Consider the following 17697-nt stretch of genomic DNA (forward strand, 5'->3'; position numbering starts at 1 on the left):
TCTCGGCCCGGGAACGCGGCGAGCGCGTCCCCGGGCGGGGACGTCAGTGACTGGTGCGACCCCGGTGGACCTCCAGCGTGGGCGCGACGAGTCGCTCGGCGACCAGGCCGGTGACCACGGAGTACACGCCCTTGTGGAGGAGGTCGACGACCTGCTCCTGCCACGGCCACGTGTGCGGGGGCGCGCCGACGCCTGTCGCGTTCTCCAGCGTCTGGTCGGTGGCCAGGCGGACGGCGGTGTGCGCGGCGTAGGCGCGCGGGCCCCGCATCCCCAGCGCCGCCCAGACCCCGTGCAGGGTGCCGACGAGCACGCCCGTGCCCCAGTGCATGGCGTGGTTCCATGCCGGCGGCTGCTCGGCGTCGCTCGGCGCCCCACCCGTGACCGCCTTCAGCGTCCGGGCCGGCACGTAGGACGACGGCCGCCCGAGCACCGCCTGCTCGATCTTCTCCAGCGCGGTCATCGCGGCCACACCGGCGAGCCCCGCGCCCGCACCCGCGAGCGCCGCGCGCCCCAGCGTCCCTGCTCTGCTCGTTCCCGTGCCGGTGGTCGTCATGCGCGTGGGGATGCCCAGCGCGGGCGCCGGGCATGGCCGGGTGCCAGGGTCGGGTGGCAGGGTCGGGTCGTGACGCTCCTGACGGCCCTGGGCCGCTCGGTCGGTCCCGTACTGAGCGGCCGGGTGCTCTTCTCCCTGCCCACGCGGGCGCCGCGGTTCGCGCTCACCGTCGACGACGGGCCCTCCCCGGCGACCACCCCGGCGCTGCTGGACGCACTCGCCCGTCACGGCGCGCGCGCCTCGTTCTTCCTGCTCGGCGACCAGGCCGAGGCCCATCCCGACCTCGTCGCCCGCATCGCCGCCGACGGCCACGAGCTCGGCAACCACACCTGGCGCGACGAGCCGACGTGGACGCTGCCTGTGGCCGAGTTCCGGGAGAAGCTGCACGCCACCCAACGCGTCCTCACGGCACACGGACCCGTCCGGTGGTTCCGGCCCGGCTCGGGGTGGCCCACCGAGGCGCACCTCGCGGTCGCCGAGCAGGTGGGCCTGCGCTGCGTGCTCGGCAGCGCGGCCGCGATCGACGGCTCGGGCGCCGGGGGCCCGCGGAGCGCGCGCCTCCTCGACCTGGTGGTCCGCCGCGGCACGATCGTCGTGCTCCACGAGGGCACGCCCGGCCGTCGCGCGGTCGCGGCGACCGTCGACGCCCTCCTGGCGCGGACGGCCCGGCGCGGGCTCGCCGCGGTGACCCTCTCGGAGCTGGCGGGGTAGGGCGGGTGGGTTCAGCGATCGTCGTCCACGAGGTGCACGGCGGCCTCCTCGGCGCTGGCACCCGCGCCGTCGATGCCCACGTCGTCGGCGTAGAAGTCCTCGCCGTCCTCGCGCAGCACCAGCCGGCCCGAGCGCGCGTCGCCGACCTCGTCGTCCCACGGCTCGCCGTCGGTGTCGCTCGCGTCGCCGATCCCGTCGCCGACCTCGTCGACCCGGTCGGTGTCCTCCCGGCGCAGGCGCCCGGCGAGCGGCTGGCCGGTGCGCTCCTCGGAGGGCGTGGTGCCCCAGGCGGTGGTGCCCCAGGGCAGCTCGTTCGGGGAGACGCCCTCGTCGAGCTGGTCGGCGAGATCCGGGTCGTCGAGCGACTCGGCCTCGTCGAGCTGGGCGAAGACGCTGTCGTCGTCGGTGTCGGGGTCGTCACCGGCGGGGGTGTCGGGCGCGGTCACGGGGTCAGTGTGCTCCGGCCCGCCCCTCAGGTCACGGGCGCGGTGCGCGGCGCCGGCGGGGGGATGACGGGCTCGTCGGCGGGCTCGCGGTCCGGGCCGTCGGTGCGGTCACCCGCGACGTCCGGCTCCGCGCGGTGGGTGCCGCCGGACGGGGAGCTCCCGGAGCCGATCAACGCCTCGACCCAGCGGGCGCTCGGGTCGCAGTCGACCAGCACCGCCTTGATCAGCAACGTCGCGGGGATCGCGAGCAGGGCGCCGAGCGGCCCGAGGACCCAGGCCCAGAACAGCAGCGCCACGAACGTGACGACCGTCGAGAGCCCGACCGCGTCGCCGGTGAAGCGTGGCTGGATCACCGACTGCACCAGCGCGTTGAGGATGATGTAGACGCCCACCACGGCGAGCCCCGTCTGCCAGCCGCCGATGAGCAGCCCGAGGACCGCGGGCGGGATCACCCCGATGACGAAGCCGATGTTCGGGATGAAGTTGGTGATGAACGACAGCAGGCCCCACAGCACCACCAGCGGAATCCCCATGATCGCGAGGGCGATCGAGTCCAGCACCGCCACGATCAGGCCGAACACCGCGGTGACGACGAGGTAGCGCCGCGTTCCGCGGGCGAAGCCCTGGAGGGCGGAGACCATGTGCGGCCGGTCCGCGCCGATGTCGTCGAGCCGCCGCGCGGTCCCGTTCGCCTCGGCGACGAGGAACAGCAGCAGCGCGAGGATGAACACGATGCTGGTCAGCGCGCCGGACAGGCCCGAGAGGACGCCCCCCACGGCTCCGAGGATCTGCCCGAGGTCGGCGGACGACGCCGTCTGCCGGGCCTGCGCCGGGTCGAAGCCGGCGCGCGTGAGGGCCGTCGACACCGACGCGGTCAACTGCTGGATGCGGTCGGCGTACTGCGGGAGCAGCGCCACCAGCTGCCCGACCGAGGCCAGCAGCACCCAGACCAACCCCAGGATGACCCCGAAGATCACCACGAGGAGGGCGAGCACGGTCGACCACGCCGGCAGGCCCCGGCGGCGCATCCACCCCTGGATCGGGCTCACCGCGATCACCACGACGAGCGCGAGCAGGATCGGCGCGATGAGCCAGGCGCCGGCCTGGAGGCCGGCGATCGTGATGACGATGGCGGCCGCGCCGAGCAGCAGCATCAGGGCGCGGGGGACACCGGCCGCGGTCCGGCGCGACGAGCTCCCGGCCCGCGGGCCGGCGTCGGGCGCCTCGGTGGGAGTCGACATGGGCCGGACGGTAGGAACGCGGCGCGCGGAACGGCTCACCCGCGCGGGGTGAGCCCGCGGCGACCACCGCTGCCTAGCGTGCCCCGCGATGAGCGCATCCCCCAGCGTCCCCGCGGACGCGCCCGCCTGGCGGGGCCGGTGGCGGGACACCCGCACGCGCTACGAGGCGTCCCGGATCGGGCTGCTCCAGCGCCGAGTGGTGGACGTCCGGCTCACCCAGCAGGCGCTGATCCTCGCCGCCCTCGCCTTCATGCTCGTCGTGCCCGCGCTCATCACGCTCGCCGCGTTCCTGCCGCTGGGACGTCCCGGCGGAGCCCTGAGTGGCTTCGCACAGCGGGCCGGGCTGACGCCCGAGGCCACCCGCGACCTGCAGCAGCTCTTCCCGACCACCACGACGGTCTCGGGGGCCACGACGGGGGTCGGCCTGCTGCTGACGGTGATCCTCACCGTGCGGTGGCCGCTCGCGCTGCAGCGCGGCTACGAGCTGGTCTGGGGCCTGCCGCCCCGGGGCGTGACCGCGCTGTGGCGCCCGCTCGCCTGGGTCGTGGGCTTCCTCGCGCTCGCCGCCGCGGCGGTCCTCGTGGGGCCCGTCCTCGACGCCGGGATGCGGGTGCTGGTCATCCTGGTCGCGGGCACGCCCCTCGCGGTGGCGTGGGCGTGGTGGACCCAGCACCTCCTGCTCGCCGGGCGGATCGGGTGGTCCCGCCTGCTGCCGGGCGCGCTGCTCACCGGGCTCGGCCTGGTGGGCCTGCGGCTCGCGGCGGCCGTCCTCCTGTCACCGCAGATCACCTCCCACCACCGGCAGTACGGCCCGCTCGGCGTCGTCTTCGTGATCCTCTCGTGGTTCGTCGCCTTCGGCGTGGTGATGCTCGGGGGCGCCGTGGTGGGTCACTTCCTCGCCGAGGGCCGGCGCCCGGCCGTCGCGTCACCCCGCGGGGATGAGGCCCCCGCGCCCGGGCCGGACGAGAGTCCCGACGAGCCAGGAGCACCGGCTCGTGGCACCGGAGGAGGATGACCGATGGCGACCCTGACCGCGTGGAAGTTCCCCACCCCCGAGGGCGCGGAGGCGGCCCTCGCGACGCTCGAACGGCTCCAGAAGGAGGAGCTGATCCGGCTGGAGGACGCGGCCGTCGTGACGTGGCCCGCCGACCGCAAGCGGCCCAAGACCCGCCAGCTGCACAACCTCGTCGGCGGCGGCGCCCTCGGCGGGAGCTTCTGGGGCATGCTCTTCGGGCTGATCTTCTTCGTTCCGCTGCTCGGGCTGGTGATCGGCGCTGCGGCCGGGGCCGCCGCGGGCTCGCTGTCCGACGTCGGCATCGACGACGACTTCATCAACGACGTCCGGTCGAAGGTCACGCCGGGGACCTCGGCGCTGTTCGCCCTGACGTCGAACGCCGTGCAGGACAAGGTGGTCGAGGCCTTCCGTGGCAGCCACGCCGAGCTGCTCCACACGAACCTGTCGAGCGAGCAGGAGGCTCAGCTGCGCGAGGTGTTCACCGACGTCGACGAGGAGGCGCCGGCCGTCCGGGCGTGAACCCCGTCGGGCCCGTCGGCGGGAGGGACGACCCCGCCGGCGGGTCGCCGCGTGCGGTCACCCCTCGGGCGGCTCCGGCACCTGCAGCAGCGAGACGAGCTCGAGGCCGAGCGCCTGGATGCGGTCGAGCACCGTGTGCACCTCGTCGGCGTCCCGCGACCATCCCGAGAGGACGGTCTCCGCGGGCACCTCCTCGACGGTCAGGCCCGGGAAGGCGGCCCGCGTCCGGTCGGACAGGCGGCCGCTGACCCGGATCTCGAAGCGTCCCGACACGGCCGTCTCCTCGCCTCCACCGGTGGCCCGGACGGCCACCCTCGACGGGGATCGTCGGCCCGGGAGCCCGCGGACGCCTCATCCCGCGCAGGTGAACGGCAGGGAAACGGTGGGGCTCACACGAGCAGGCCCCGCTCCCGGGCGCGGGTGACGGCGTGGCGCCGGGTGGAGACGCCGAGCTTCGCGTAGATCGAGCGGATCTGGGTCTTGACGGTGTTGACGGAGACCACGAGCTCCTCGGCCATCGCCGGGGCGGCGAGCAGGGAGGGGAGCAGGGCGAGGACGACCAGCTCGCGCTCGGACAGCGGGGGTGCGGCCTCGGGCGCCGCGCCGCGGCAGACCGCCGCGACCCGGGCGTCGAAGCCCGCCACCGGGGTCCGTTCGCCCAGCAGCGCCCGGGCCCGCACGCCGGCGAGGGCGAACGGGCGCACGAGGTCGTGGGCCCGCCCGGCGGCGAGCGCGGCGTCGAGCGCCGACCGCGCCCGGGCGGTGTCCTCGCCGCGCAGGGCCGTCTCGGCGGCGAGGAGGTGGGCCTCCACGCGCAGGGTGCCCGGCGGCCGGTCGCGTCCCAGCAGCGGGCCGACCGCGGTCCGCGCGGCCTCCCAGCGCCCGGTCGCCGCCTCGACCCACGCCCGCATCAGCCGGACCTCGTCGGTCTCGCCGGTGCGCGCCACGAGCCAGGTGGTCACGGCGTGCGCGGCCCGCACGTTGCCGAGCAGCAGCGCGGCCCGGTGCTCGAGCAGCGCGAGCGCGGCGGCGACCGCCGCCGGCAGCGCGGTGTCCCCGAGCGCCTCGCGGGCCGCTCGGGTCGCGGCGGCCCCGGCGCCACGTCGGCCGAGGTCGCCGACGGCCGCCCCGTGCACCGCGCGCAGGGCGTACGCGTCGGCCGCGGCGAGCCGGACCGACTCCTCGAGGAGCTCGGCGCAGCGCGCGGCGGCGCGGGCCGGGTCCCCGCGCAGCAGGTCGGCCCACGCGAGCACGGCGGCCGTGCCGGCCGTCCGCACCGGCGTTGCGTGCCGGTCGGCCCGCAACGCGGCCTCGGCGGGTCCCGTCACCCCGCGGGGGTCGCCGTCGACCACGGCGGTCAGGGCGAGCCCGGCGTACGCGTCGGCCTCGAGCCGGGCGAAGCCGCCGGCACGGGCCGCGGCCAGGGCGCGCCGGAGCTCGGCGCGGGCGGCGTCCGTGTCGCCGGCCCCGGCGGTGGCGAGCAACGACGTCCCCCGGGCGAGGTGCAGCAGCCCGGCCGACGCCGGGTCGTCGGGCACCGCGACCCCGGTCGCGCCCGCGGACGGTCGCGGGCCGGCGCCGGCGGCGGACGCGAACAGCTCGGCCGTCGCGCGCAGCGCCGCGAGCCCGGGTCCGGGGGGCGCCGGCGGCGCGGGTCGAGCGGGCACGGCCGCGCGCGCCGACCGCAGCAGGGCCGCGGCGGAGGCGGGCTCCCGGTCGGCGAGGTGGACGAGCGCGGCGATCAGTGCCAGGTGCGGGTCGTCGCGCCGCGTGGGGGTGTCGAGCCCGGCGAGCGCGCGGCGCAGGGCCGGGAGCTCGCCGCGCGCGAGGAGCGGGACGGCCACGCGGCGGAGCAGGTCGGCGGTCAGGGCGGGGTCGTCCGCCCGCTCGGCGTGGCGCAGGGCGTGCGCGGGCTCGGCGTGCTCGGCCCACCAGCGGGCTGCGACGGCGTGCTGTCGGCGGTGCCGGTCGGGCCGCCGGCGCGCGAGATCCGCGTCGAGGTGGGAGCGCACGAGGGTGTGGAGGCGGTGCGTGCCGGGGTCGACGCGGTCGACCATCCCGAGCCCGTGCGTGAGCTCCTCGAGGCGCCGGGCGGCGTCGGGGTGTCCGCTCAGGGTGACGGCCAGCGGGTCGGGGAGGCGCCCGCAGACGGCGAGGTCACCCAGCAGCGCACGGTCGTCCGGGGTCAGGCCCGCCAGGATCTCGCCGCCGAGGTAGTCGGCGACCGAGCGTTCGTCGCCCGAGAACCGGGCGAGGAAGGCGCCGGGCTCCTCGCGGTCCCGGCGCAGGGCGAGCACCGCGAGCCGCAGGCCGGCGGCCCAGCCCTCGGTGCGCCGGTGCAGGACCGCGACCTCGTCGCCGGTCAGCGGGACCCCGCACGACGCCGCGAGCGCGGCCGCCTCGTCGACGGTGAACCGGAGGTCGCGCACCCGCAGCTCGCACAGCCCGTCGGAGAGGCGCAGGCGGGGCAGGCCCACGGCCGGGTCGGAGCGGGCGGCGAGCACCAGGCGGACCCCGGCCGGGCGGTGGCGCACGAGCCGCGCGAGGGCGCGGCTGCCCGAGCGGCGGTGGGACAGGACGTGGGCGTCGTCGAGGACGAGGCGCAGGGGAACCGGCAGGTCGTCGAGGCCGTCGAGCAGCGCGTCGGCGATGTCGTCGCCCGCAGCCGCCCGGCCGCGCAGCCCGTGCAGCGGGTCGTCGGCGGGCACCACGTCGGCGGCGAGCACGGCGGCGAGCACGGCGGCCCAGAACCGGTCCGGGTCGGCGTCGTCCCGGTCCAGCCCCACCCAGGCCGTCGCGGTCTGCTGGTGCTGCTCCTGGTCGTGACGGGCCCACTCGGCCAGCAGCACGGTCTTGCCCGACCCCGCGGGCGCGATCACCACGATCAGCTGCCCCGCCGCGGCGGCCGCGAGCCGCGCCCGCAGCGCCGGGCGCGGCACCGACCATGCGGGCAGCGGCGGCACCACCGTCCTGCTCGCGGGTATGCGGACCATCGCGGGCGACCTCCGTCTCGTCGCCACGGAGAGTGTCGCGCGGGCGGGTGAGACGGCGTCCCACCCGGAGGATGAGGCGGGACGGGTGACGGTGTCGGAGACGCGACCACTCACAGCAACCCGAGGGTGCGTGCGCGGCGGACCGCCTCCCGGCGTCCGGTGGCCCCGAGCTTGCGGTACACCGACCGCTGGTGGGTCTTCACGGTGTTCAGCGAGACGTAGAGCTCGGCGGCGATCTCGGCGTTCGACAGCGTGCTCGCGAGGTAGCGCAGCATCGTCGCCTCGCGCTCGGTGAGCGGCTCGGCGAGGGCGCGCCGCCGCACGGCGGGGTCGGGGGTCGTGCCCGTGAGGCGCTCGAGCAGGTCGACGGCGAAGGACGCGGCGCCGCTGCCGCGGTCGATGCGCCGGCGCAGCAGGTCCGTGAGCGAGGGCTCGGCGAGGAACGGCCGGCGCAGGCCGTCGGGAGCGGCGGCGAGGAGGGCCTGCTCGAGCAGGTCGAGGGCCCGCTCCGGGTCGCCGGCCCGCCGGCGGGCCGCCGCCGCGACGACGCAGGCGCCGACGCGCACCCGGGGGAGCGCGCTGGCCACCGTGGTGCCCAGGGCATGCTCGACGCCCTCGTCGCCCAGGTGCAGGCGCAGGAGGGCCGCCGCGACCCGACCCGCCTCGGTGCGCGGCGCGCCGAGACGGTCGGCCAGCGCCCGGGCCGCCTCGGGGTTGCCCCCGCGGGCCAGGAGGTCGGCCTCGCCCAGCCGCCACTGCTCGGCCAGCGGCCGCGGCGGGGTCCACGTCCCGGTGCGGGCGCCGGCGACCCGGAGGCGCTCGAGCGCCTCCTCGCGGTCGTCCGCGGCGTCGCGGCGGGACGCGAGGACCAGCGACCGCGCGAGCAGGACGTGCGGCTCGGGCGCGATCTCCTCGACGTCGGCGAGCCGTCCGAGCCAGAGGTCGGTGTCGGAGAGCTCGTCGCGGTCGACGGTCAGCCGGGCCATCGCCAGGTAGGCGGGCGCCACCTGGGGGGTCTGCGCCCAGCCCGACCCGGTGGCCGTGGCGATCACCTCGCGGGCCCGCGCCGCCGCGGTGTCGAGCTCGCCCCGCTCGCAGGCGAGCAGGGCGAGGTGGGACGCGGCGTTGACGCGGGGGAGCGCCGGCGGTCCGCCCGAGCCGGCGGCCTCCGCCGTCCGGCGCAGGTGCGCCTCCGCCGCCTCGAGGTCACCGAGCCAGAGCTCGGCGGTCCCGAGGTTGGTGAGCACGACGGCGGGGACGATCTCCGCGTCCAGCACGCCCCAGCGATCGAGGGTGGCGACGTCCAGGGTCACCGTGCGGTAGGCGCGGGCCAGGGCCTCGAGATCGCCGGACACCCGCGCGCGGGCGGCCTCGATGAGCCCGTGGTGGACGGCGAGGCGCTGCCGGCGGCCCTCGCCGAGCTCCCCGGCGCCCCGGCGGGCGGCGTCGACGAGGGTCCGGACCTGGGTCGTGTCGCCCGTGGTGATCCGGGCGCCCGCCAGCGCGGTCGCGAGCTCGGGTCGCTCGAGCAGCACCGGGTGCGGGACGCCGCCGAGGATGCGCGCGACCTCCTCCGCGGAGCCGCGCAGGACCAGCGACACCAGGTGGGCGGCGAGCACGTCGGCGGCGAGCGCCCAGAGCTCGCCGTGGACGCTCGACCGCAGGGCCTCGAGCGGCATGCCGTGGCGGCGGAACCACACGGCGGCCCGGCGGTCGCGGTCCCGCCGGGTCCGGCGGGGGACCGGACGCGCCCGCAGCAGGTCGAGGACCAGGCGGTGGAGCCGGTACCAGCGCCCCGGGTGGTCGAGCGCCTGCACGAACAGGTGCGACGCCGAGAGCTCCGCGAGCAGCGCCGCCCCGTCGTCGCGCCCGGTCAGCGCGTCGGCGAGGTCGGCGCAGACCAGGTCGACGGCGCTGACCTGCTCGAGGAAGGCCAGCAGCTCGGGTGTCTGGCGGTCGAGGACCTCCTCGAGCAGGTAGCCGGACACGCTGTGCGCGTCGCCGGAGAAGGCTGCGACGGCCGCGTCGACGTCCGGGCGGGTCGCGAGGTCGAGCGCGGCCAGCCGCATCCCTGCGGCCCAGCCCCCGGTGCGGGCCACCATCTCGTGGACGTGACCGCCGTCGGCCGGCACGCCGAGCTGCGCGAACAGCGCGGCGGCCTCGTCGTCGCGGAAGGCGAGGTCGTCGGGTCGGATCTCGGCGAGCAGGCCGGCCAGCCGCAGCCGGGTCAGCGGCCACGGCGGGTCGCGGCGCGTGGTGGCGACGAGCGCGAGCGACGGTACGGGGCGCTCCACCAGGCTGCGCAGCCCCGCGTGGACGGCCGGGGACGTCACCTCGTGCAGGTCGTCGAGGACGAGGACGACGGGCCGGTCGGCCGTCCGCAGCGCGCGGGCGAACACCCCGGGCAGCTCCTCGGGGTCGCCGACGCCGTCGAGCCGGCGCAGGGCCGCCGTGGCCGCCGGCCCGGCGCCCGGCCCCACCGCGCGGGCGAGCGCGGTCCAGAACGTCCGCGGGTCGTCGTGGCCCGGGCCGAGCGTGACCCAGGCCGGCTGCCGGCCCCCCGCCCCGCTCGCGAGCCACGAGCCCACCAGCAGTGTCTTCCCCCACCCGGCCGGCCCCACGACGAGGGTGACCGCCGCGTCAGCCACGGCGCGGTCGAGCAGCGCGTGCAGCCGGGGCCGCTCCACGACGTGGGTCGCCACCGGCGCGGCGTGCTCGGCGTCGTCGCGGCGGCCGAGCGGATCCGCCCGGGCGCGGGAGGTCGGCGCCCAGGGTCCCTCGATCACCGGCCCGGACACCCCGGCCGGCCTCGCGCGGGAGGTGGCCACCTCGCTACACCTCGCGGCCGGCCGGCCGGGCGCCGGCGGCCGCGGCGGTCGCGTCGCCCCGGATGACGGCCAGGTCCGCGGGGTACGCGCGCGCCGCCCGCCCGAAGGCGGCGGCCGCCACGAGCCCGAGGACGGCCACGACCGCGAGGGCGTGGGCGAGCCCGAACGTCCCGGCGAGGACGCCGGTGAGGACCGGACCGACCGTGAGCCCGAGGAGGTTCTGGGCCACGACGAGCACCGCGACCGCCGTGGCGCGCACCCCCGGGTGGGTCACGTCGACCACGGCGGCCGCCGCGGGCCCGACCGCGGCCGTCACCGCCGCGGAGCCGAGGAGCACGAGGACCACCTGCCCCGGCCCCGGGGGCAGCACCGCGAACGCCGGCACGAGCAGCGCGCTCGCCACGAGGCCGGCCACCAACGGCACCCGGAGGCGGGTGTGCGGGTCGCGGCGCGCCGCACGGTCGGAGAGCACCGCCGCGATCCCGGTGCCCAGCGCCCCGGCGAGCACCACGCCCGCCGCCAGCCCGCCGGCCTGCGCGGGGGCGAGGCCGAGGCCGCGCTCGAGGTGGGTCGGCAACCACGTGTAGAGCGACGACGCGACGACCAGCAGCAGCACCATGCCCGCGACCGCGCCGCCGACGGTCCGCGTGCGCAGCACCCCGGCCAGGGCCCGCGGCCCCAGCGTCGTCGTGCGGACCGTCGGGTAGTCGCGCACCCGCAGGACGGCCAGCGCCAGCAGCAGCCCCGGCACGGCGAGGATCCCGACGGCCCACCGCCAGCCCCACTGCGCCGCGACCGCGCTGCCCAGCGCCATCCCCACGACCGTCCCGAGGGGACCGCACGCCTGGAACGCGCCGAGCACCGCGGCCCGCCGCCCCGCCGGGAACAGCGTCGCGAGCAGGGCACCTCCCGCCGGGCCGTAGCCCGCCTCGCCGGCCCCGACCCCGATCCGGGCCGCGAACAGCGCGGCCGGGCCCTGCGCGAACCCCGACGCGGCCGAGGCCGTGCTCCACACGACCCCCATGGCGGCGATCGCGCGCACCCGGCTCCACCGGTCCACGAGCGTCGCGACGGGCAGGGCGCCCAGCGCCACCGTCAACGTCACCACCGAGACGAGCGCGCCGAGGGTCGCGTCGTCGAGCCCCCACTCCCGGCGCAGGTAGGGGAACGCCGCGACGAGGACCTGGCGGTCGGCGAAGTCGAGCACCATGAGGGCGCAGAGCAGCACGAGGACCGACGAGGGCGACGGGCCCGGCCGGGGCTCGCTCCCCTCCCCGCTCATCCCAGGAGGCCCTGCTCGTGGGCGACGAGCACGGCGTCCCGGCGGGTCGTCACCCCGAGCTTGCCGTACAGCGCGCGGACGTGGGTCTTCACCGTGTTGATCGAGACGTCGAGCGCCCCGGCGATCTCGTCGAGGCTCTCCAGGGACGGCAGCCGGATCAGCACGTCGTGCTCGCGGCCGCTGAGCCCGGTCCCGGCCGGCGACGTGGCGCCGGCGGCGAGGGCGCGGGCGACGAACCCCGCACGGGGCGCCCCGGCCGCGAGCTCGTCGACGAGCAGGGCACGCACGGCCGTGTCGGCGTGCGCGAAGGGTCGCAGGGCGTCGAGCGGCGCGGCGAGGTCGGCGGCGTGCCGGGCCGCGGTCCGGGCCCCCGGACGGTCCTCCCGCGCCAGCCGGCCGCGGCTCTCGAGCAGCCACGCCTCGACGTCGAGAGCGTCCGGTGTGGGCTGCGGACGCCGGGTGAGCAACGGGGCGAGCGCGGCGCGGGCGGCGGCGTGGTCACCGGCCGCGGCGGCGGTGCGGGCACGCACGAGGGCCGTGGCGGGGCTGTCCGGGCACCGGCCGGCGAGCCACGCGGCGACCGCCGTGGCCGCCGTGCGGTGGCCGAGCGCGAGGGCCGCCCGGTGCTCCAGGAGCGCCGCGACCGCGGTGAGGGCGGCCGGGACCGGGTCGCCGCCGAGCTCCGCCCGCGCCGCCTGCAGCTCGAGCAGCCCGACCGCGCGGTGCCCGAGGTCGAACGCGGCGCCGCCGTGGGCGCACCGCAGGGCGAAGCGCACCGTCGCGACCGGCGCGTCCCCGGGGGTGGCGCGTGCCCGGGCGGGGTCGCCGGCCAGGAGCGCGGCGTGGGCCTCGACGGCGCGCGCCGCCGCCGTCCACGGGGCGACGGCGGGCGTCGAGACGCCGGCCGCGAGCGCCCGGCCGGCCGTCTCGCGCGCCCCGGGCACGTCCCCCTCGGCCCACAGGGCGACCGCGAGCAGGGCGTGGGCACGCTGCACGAGGACGTCGAGCCCGTGCCGGTGGGCCAGGGCGAGGGCGGCCTCGAGCTCGGCGCGGGCCCCCGGCGCGTCGTCGTCGCCGAGCGCGGCGGACCCCCGACCGAGGTGGACGTGCGCGGCCAGGGACGGGTCGGCGGGCGGGTGCCCGGCGGCCGGTCGCGGGACCCGGCACCCGAGCAGCCGCTCGGTCGCGTCGCGGAAGGTGGTGTCGACCCCGGGGCCCGCTCGGCGTGCCGCCCGCAGCGCGGGGCCCACGGGCTCCCCGCGGGCGAGGCGGACGTGGATCGCGGCGGTGGCGAGACGCGGGTCCGTGGGGTCCCGCCCGATCGCGGCGGCCAGCACGTCGTGCTCACCCCGGCCCGCGAGCCACGGCGCCCAGCGGCCGACGAGGTCCGCGAGGAGCCCGCCGTCACCGGCCATGGCGGCGTGCCGGAGCGCCCGGACCGGGTCGCCCTGCTCGGACCACCAGCGGGCCGCGACGGCCTCCCGGTCGGCCACCAGCGTCGGGCCGCGGCGCCCGAGGTCGGCGACGAGGTGGGTGCGCAGGAGCTCGGGCAGGTGGTAGGGGTCTGCGGCGGTCCCGCTCCCGCCGACGAGACCGGTGTCGCGGGCGAGGTCGTCGAGCAGTTCCGCCGCGTCCTCCCGCCCCGCCAACCGGGCGGCCAGCCCCGCCGGGACCCGCGCGGCGACGCTGGTGCGGCGCAGCACCTCGCGGTGCGGCTCGGAGAGCCCGGCGAGCACCTCGTCGACGAGGTAGTCGGCGACGGGCCGCTCGTCGCCGGAGAACCCGTCGAGGAAGCGCGCCGGATCGGGGTGCTCGCGCAGCGACAGCGCGGCCAGGCGCAGCCCCGCCACCCAGCCGCCGGTGCGTTCGTGCAGCACGGCGACCTGCGCGTCGTCCAGGTCGATGCCGCACGCCGAGAGCAGGGCCGCCGACTCGGCGGGCGAGAACTGCAGCTGCTCGGCGCGCACCTCCACCAGGCGCTCGTCCAGGCGCAACCGCGGCAGGGGCAGCGGTGGGTCCCGCCGCCCGGCGAGCACGAGCCGCAGCCCGGGCGAGGCGTCACGCAGGAGGACTTCCAGCCCGTGCACGGAGAGCGGGTCGGTGACGTGCTGGACGTCGTCGAGCACCAGCCGGACCGGCGTCGGCAGCGACGCGAGCGCCTCGGTGAGGTCGGCGAGGAACTCCGGAGCCATGACCGACCGGGACACGACCAGCCGGTGGAGCCGGTGGGACGGCGGCACGGCGGGCAGGGCGGTCAGGGCGGCCAGCACCGCGCTCCACAGCCGCCGCGGATCGCGATCCTCGGGCTCCAGGGTGACCCAGGCGGTGTCGGGGGCGTCGTCGTCGCCGATCCACGACGCGAGGACCGAGGTCTTGCCGAAGCCCGGGGGCGCGGACACGAGCACGAGGTCGCGGTCCGCGCCCCGGGCGAGGCGGGCCTCCACGTCCCGGCGCCGGACGTGCTCCGGCGGGAGGGGCGGGAGACCGGTCCTCGACCGGCGGACGTGGGCCATGCGGCGTCCTCGGGTGGCTGCGCGCCCTCGGGCTGCTGAAGACGCTGCTCATCGCGACGATAGGAGCCGCGACCCTGGTCGGGTAGCGGACAACCTCCTCGTCCTGCGCGGGACCTCCGGCCCTGGCGGTACCGACGTTCGGCCTATTGGGCGACGCGGTGGAGCCGCGCGATCACGGGCGGTCCAGTCGGGGGCGGCCCGGCCCGCCGCTACCGCCGCGCGATGGCGATCCGCAGCGCGGCCGATGTCGGTCGTCTCGTCCGCCGAGAAGACCGTGGGCTGGGTCGGTCATCTCGACCCGCCCGGTGCCGATCCGCTCGCCGTCACAGAACAGCGGCCTCGACCGTCGTGGGCGGCCCCCGGGGCGGCCTCACCCCGCCGGGGTGACGGCGCTGCGCCGGGTCCGGACCATCCTCGACGGGTGAGGGCGGGCGCCCTCCGCGCCCACCACGCTGGGGTCTCGACGCGGGAGGACCGACGGCGAGGAGGAGCGATGGCGGGCCGGTGCTACGAGTTCCGTGTCGACGGGTGTCTCTCCCCGCGCGCTCGCGAGGCCTTCTGCGACATGGACGTCGAGGAGGCCCGCCCCGGGGTGGTCCTGCGGGGCGCGGTCGTCGACGACGCCCACCTGCACGGCATCCTCGAGCAGCTGCACCTGCTCGGGCTCACCGTCGTCTCCGCGCGCCCGGTGGACCGCTAGCGAGTCGCCGAGGCGCCGTCGGGCGTCACACCATCTCCAGACCCTCGCCGACGTTGTGGACCAACCGGTGGTCGTGGTCGCGCGCGAGCACGTGCCCGACGCCGACGGCCAGGGCCACCGGCCAGGAGACCACCTCCGCGACGACGAGGCCGCCGAGGACCACGACGAAGGCGAGGGTGCCGGTCGGCGGCCAGCCGACCGGGCCGAGGAGGGGGACGTCGACCTGCCAGCGGCCGGCGGTCGTGCTGGAGGTCGTGCCGGGGGTGGTGGTGGTCGTGGACGGTGTGGTGCTCACGGCGGGACTCCTCGGGTCAGGTCGATGACGCGCCGCGCCGCGACCGGCCGCGCCGGACCGCCTCGAGCACCGCGTTCACGAGGAGCCCGAGCACGAGCAGGTCGGCGACCATCTGCACCGTCACCAGGGCCCGTGCCGGCTGGCTGAGGGGGGCGATGTCGCCGAACCCGACGGTCGCGAACACCGTGACGGTGAAGTACAGCGCGTCGATCCGGGTCAGGGGTTGGGTGAACGTGCCGGGGTTCGCCGCGTCGATCACGACGTAGGTCGTGGCGAAGAGCAGGAGGAACAGGGGGATCGCGCTGGCGAAGGTCTCCACGGCGCGCAGCCCCGGGTACCGGGCCCCCACGATCGCGCGCAGCTGCCAGCCGATCATCCCGACCAGGGTGGCGAACCCGATCAGGAACAGGACGAGCGTCCCGACGTCCTGCTGGGGGCGCAGCGGCGCCGCGAAGTAGACCACCACGAGCAGGACGATGGTGGCCAGGGAGCGGGCCAGGACCAGGGCGATGCGTCGCCGTGACGGTGCTTCGGAGTCCACGGGGACACCCCTACCTCCTCGCGACGTCGCGGACGAGGCCCGCCCGGCGTCCGGGCGGGCCTCGTCGACCGTTCCCACGTCCCCGCGCGGAGGTCAGTAGTCGGTGCTCTCACCCCACGTCACCATCAGCGCGTAGATCACCACGATGTCGAGGGTGATGAGGACCAGCGACCAGATGGGGTAGGCCGGCAGGTAGGCGAGCTGCACGATCGCGTTGATCGCGAGCAGGGTGATGCCGACGCCGCGGGCCCAGCCCGGCGCCCGACCCAGGAGGCTCATGCCCGTCGCCAGCACCAGGATGCCGAGCACGATGTGGACCCAGCCCCACGCGGTCAGGTCGAACAGCAGGACGCCCGCGCCCGTCAGCGTCACGTAGGTCGGCGAGAACAGGGCGAACAGGCCCTGGAGGATCCCGAAGCCGCCGACGATGGTCATGACGACGCCGCCGAACCGGACCCATCCGGTCATGGCGTCCGAGCGGGGTGCGGCCGCCGTGCCGTTCGTCCGGGGTGGCGTCATCGACGCTCTCGAGGCCTGCGTCGGGATCTGCTGCTCGGTCATGATCTCCTCCGGACACGCGTCGGACGGCTGTCGCCCCGACGCTGCCGCGGCCGCCCACCGCCGACCTCACCCGAGCCGGATGAGAACGGCCCCTCGGGCGGCCGTCAGCCCTCCGGCGGCGTCCGGTAGCGGGCCGCGTAACGCTCCGCGGCCGCGGCGTCCTTCTCCGCGGTGCGCTCGGCGCGCTTCGCGGGACCGGTGCCCAGCGGGTACCCGGCCTTGACCAGCCGGTGCTCGGCGGTCTCGTGCAGGTAGCTGACCGAGAAGATCAGCCCCATGATCGCGCCGCCGAGAGCGCACATCATCCGCAGCCACAGCGGGCCGGGGACGAGGACGACGATGGCGATCGCGAACGGGGCGATCTGCACGATCGCGCGCAGGACGTGGCGCAGCCACCAGGTGCGGCAGGTGGTGTCGTGGAGCACCCACGGGGAGTAGCGGGCGGGCAGCCCGCCGCCGTAGGCGTACCAGAGCCACCGGAACGGGTCCGGCCGCCGGACGGGCGCGGCTCCCACGCGGGCCTCCTCGTTCGTGCTCATCCCTCGTCGGTCCACAGGCCATCACGCTCGTAGAGCGTGCGCAGGTCGACGATGTGGTCGCGCATGGCCTCCTCGGCCGCCTCGGGGTCACCCGCCGCGACGTGCTCGGCGATGACGCGGTGGCACTCGTCGACCTTGTCCCACTCGCCGCGCTCGACCCCGACCCGACGCAGGCGGGTGCGCAGCACGTCGTTCACCGGCTGCCCCATCATCGTGATCATCAGGTTGCCGGTGGCCATGAGGATCGTGGTGTGGAAGTCGATGTGGCCGACGAAGCCGCTGGGGTCGCGCTCGTCGCGGGGCGCCACGGCCGCGGCGCGGATGGCGGCGACCGTCTCGGCGTCGGCGCGCTGCGCGGCGAGGCGGGCCGCGGTCGGCTCGAGCAGCAGCCGCGCCTCGAGGAGGTCGCGGATGCCGAGCTGCGGGGTCATCACCAGGACGCCGAGGGCGCTGCCGACGTCCTCGACGACGCGGGCCGGGTCCGGCGACGCCACGAACGAGCCGCCGTGCACGCCGCGCGTGGTCTCGATGAGGTGCTGGCTCGCGAGCACGCGCAACGCCTCGCGCACGGTGCTGCGACTGACCCCGAACGCAGTGCCGAGCTCGGCCTCGTTCGGCAGCCGCTCGCCCGCGGCCAGCGCGCCGCCCAGGATCTGCGTCCGCAGCTCGTCGGCGACCTGCTTGTAGGCCGGACGGATCCGCTGCACGCGCAGCCGCGCCCTCGGGGCGGGCGGGGGAGCGGGTCCGGGCTCGGGCTCCGGGGGTGTCGTCACGTCCGGGGGTGTCGAGCAGACGGGCGGTTCCACGGGTCGACCTCCGCGCAGGATGGGGGACCGCGTCGATGGCGGTGTCGGTCGCGGTGGCCGCAGGGATGCCCCGGCGCGGGGTCGAGCGTAACAACCGCACGACTGTCGGTGAGCATCTTGTCCTCAAAAAGTCAGACGTTTAGGTTCGGGGTCC

The 17697-nt window shown here is 77.3% G+C and carries 17 protein-coding genes; 4 read left to right on the forward strand and 13 right to left on the reverse strand.

Going from position 1 to position 17697, the window contains the following annotated elements:
* Positions 1-43: 43 nt before the first annotated feature.
* Entirely contained in the window at positions 44-553 is a 510-nt protein-coding gene (locus C8D89_RS22655) for a hypothetical protein (RefSeq protein WP_207787367.1), read from the reverse strand.
* Between the two features lie 69 nt (positions 554-622).
* Here C8D89_RS22655 and C8D89_RS22660 point away from each other — a divergent pair, with 69 nt between their 5' ends.
* Positions 623-1264: a polysaccharide deacetylase family protein gene (locus C8D89_RS22660; protein WP_165825883.1), complete on the forward strand. Its 642-nt coding sequence runs from the start codon at positions 623-625 to the stop codon at positions 1262-1264.
* An 11-nt stretch (positions 1265-1275) separates the two neighbouring features.
* On the opposite strand, the gene C8D89_RS22665 is transcribed toward C8D89_RS22660, so the two are convergent.
* Both C8D89_RS22665 and C8D89_RS22670 read right to left on the reverse strand, forming a co-directional pair.
* Positions 1276-1710 (reverse strand): DUF5709 domain-containing protein, encoded by a 435-nt coding sequence (locus C8D89_RS22665; RefSeq protein ID WP_165825884.1) that lies wholly within the window; start codon positions 1708-1710, stop codon positions 1276-1278.
* Positions 1711-1736: 26 nt separating this feature from the next.
* Positions 1737-2951, reverse strand: coding sequence for an AI-2E family transporter (locus tag C8D89_RS22670; protein ID WP_116710403.1), 1215 nt, complete (start codon positions 2949-2951; stop codon positions 1737-1739).
* A gap of 88 nt (positions 2952-3039) precedes the next feature.
* Between C8D89_RS22670 and C8D89_RS22675 the strand changes: the two genes are divergently transcribed.
* Together C8D89_RS22675 and C8D89_RS22680 are read left to right on the forward strand one after the other, a co-directional pair.
* On the forward strand, positions 3040-3966 hold the full coding sequence (locus C8D89_RS22675; protein ID WP_116710404.1) for a YhjD/YihY/BrkB family envelope integrity protein: 927 nt from the start codon (positions 3040-3042) through the stop codon (positions 3964-3966).
* Positions 3967-3969: 3 nt separating this feature from the next.
* Positions 3970-4485, forward strand: coding sequence for a DUF1269 domain-containing protein (locus tag C8D89_RS22680; RefSeq protein ID WP_116710405.1), 516 nt, complete (start codon positions 3970-3972; stop codon positions 4483-4485).
* A gap of 57 nt (positions 4486-4542) precedes the next feature.
* Here the strand turns inward: C8D89_RS22680 and C8D89_RS22685 are convergent, their stop codons facing one another.
* The 5 genes from C8D89_RS22685 to C8D89_RS22705 all read right to left on the reverse strand — a co-directional run bounded on the left by C8D89_RS22685 (position 4543) and on the right by C8D89_RS22705 (position 14101).
* Entirely contained in the window at positions 4543-4758 is a 216-nt protein-coding gene (locus C8D89_RS22685) for a hypothetical protein (protein WP_116710436.1), read from the reverse strand.
* A gap of 116 nt (positions 4759-4874) precedes the next feature.
* Positions 4875-7478 carry a LuxR family transcriptional regulator gene (locus tag C8D89_RS22690; protein WP_116710406.1) on the reverse strand — a complete coding sequence of 868 codons (2604 nt, stop codon included), beginning with the start codon at positions 7476-7478 and terminating at the stop codon, positions 4875-4877.
* Positions 7479-7588: 110 nt separating this feature from the next.
* Positions 7589-10306: a winged helix-turn-helix domain-containing protein gene (locus C8D89_RS22695; protein WP_116710407.1), complete on the reverse strand. Its 2718-nt coding sequence runs from the start codon at positions 10304-10306 to the stop codon at positions 7589-7591.
* A gap of 4 nt (positions 10307-10310) precedes the next feature.
* Positions 10311-11588: an MFS transporter gene (locus C8D89_RS22700; protein WP_116710408.1), complete on the reverse strand. Its 1278-nt coding sequence runs from the start codon at positions 11586-11588 to the stop codon at positions 10311-10313.
* Positions 11585-14101 (reverse strand): helix-turn-helix transcriptional regulator, encoded by a 2517-nt coding sequence (locus C8D89_RS22705; protein WP_116710409.1) that lies wholly within the window; start codon positions 14099-14101, stop codon positions 11585-11587. The genes C8D89_RS22700 and C8D89_RS22705 overlap by 4 nt, the downstream gene beginning before the upstream one ends.
* Before the next feature lie 493 nt (positions 14102-14594).
* Here C8D89_RS22705 and C8D89_RS22710 point away from each other — a divergent pair, with 493 nt between their 5' ends.
* Positions 14595-14801, forward strand: a complete 207-nt coding sequence (locus tag C8D89_RS22710) for a hypothetical protein (RefSeq protein ID WP_116710410.1) — start codon at positions 14595-14597, stop codon at positions 14799-14801.
* A 25-nt stretch (positions 14802-14826) separates the two neighbouring features.
* Here C8D89_RS22710 and C8D89_RS22715 read toward each other — a convergent pair whose 3' ends face one another.
* From C8D89_RS22715 to C8D89_RS22735, 5 genes are all read right to left on the reverse strand, one after another.
* Positions 14827-15096 (reverse strand): hypothetical protein, encoded by a 270-nt coding sequence (locus C8D89_RS22715; RefSeq protein ID WP_207787368.1) that lies wholly within the window; start codon positions 15094-15096, stop codon positions 14827-14829.
* A gap of 16 nt (positions 15097-15112) precedes the next feature.
* A complete protein-coding gene (locus C8D89_RS22720) occupies positions 15113-15637 on the reverse strand; it encodes a potassium channel family protein (RefSeq protein ID WP_116710411.1) in 525 nt (174 codons plus the stop codon).
* A gap of 93 nt (positions 15638-15730) precedes the next feature.
* Entirely contained in the window at positions 15731-16198 is a 468-nt protein-coding gene (locus tag C8D89_RS22725; protein ID WP_116710412.1) for a DUF7144 family membrane protein, read from the reverse strand.
* Positions 16199-16302: 104 nt separating this feature from the next.
* Positions 16303-16737, reverse strand: a complete 435-nt coding sequence (locus C8D89_RS22730; RefSeq protein ID WP_116710413.1) for a DUF5313 family protein — start codon at positions 16735-16737, stop codon at positions 16303-16305.
* Complete coding sequence (locus tag C8D89_RS22735) at positions 16734-17510, reverse strand: FadR/GntR family transcriptional regulator (RefSeq protein WP_116710414.1); 777 nt, start codon at positions 17508-17510, stop codon at positions 16734-16736. The genes C8D89_RS22730 and C8D89_RS22735 overlap by 4 nt, the downstream gene beginning before the upstream one ends.
* Between the last annotated feature and the right edge of the window lie 187 nt (positions 17511-17697).

This window comes from Actinomycetospora cinnamomea (genome assembly GCF_003096675.1).
GTDB classification, from domain to species: domain Bacteria; phylum Actinomycetota; class Actinomycetes; order Mycobacteriales; family Pseudonocardiaceae; genus Actinomycetospora; species Actinomycetospora cinnamomea.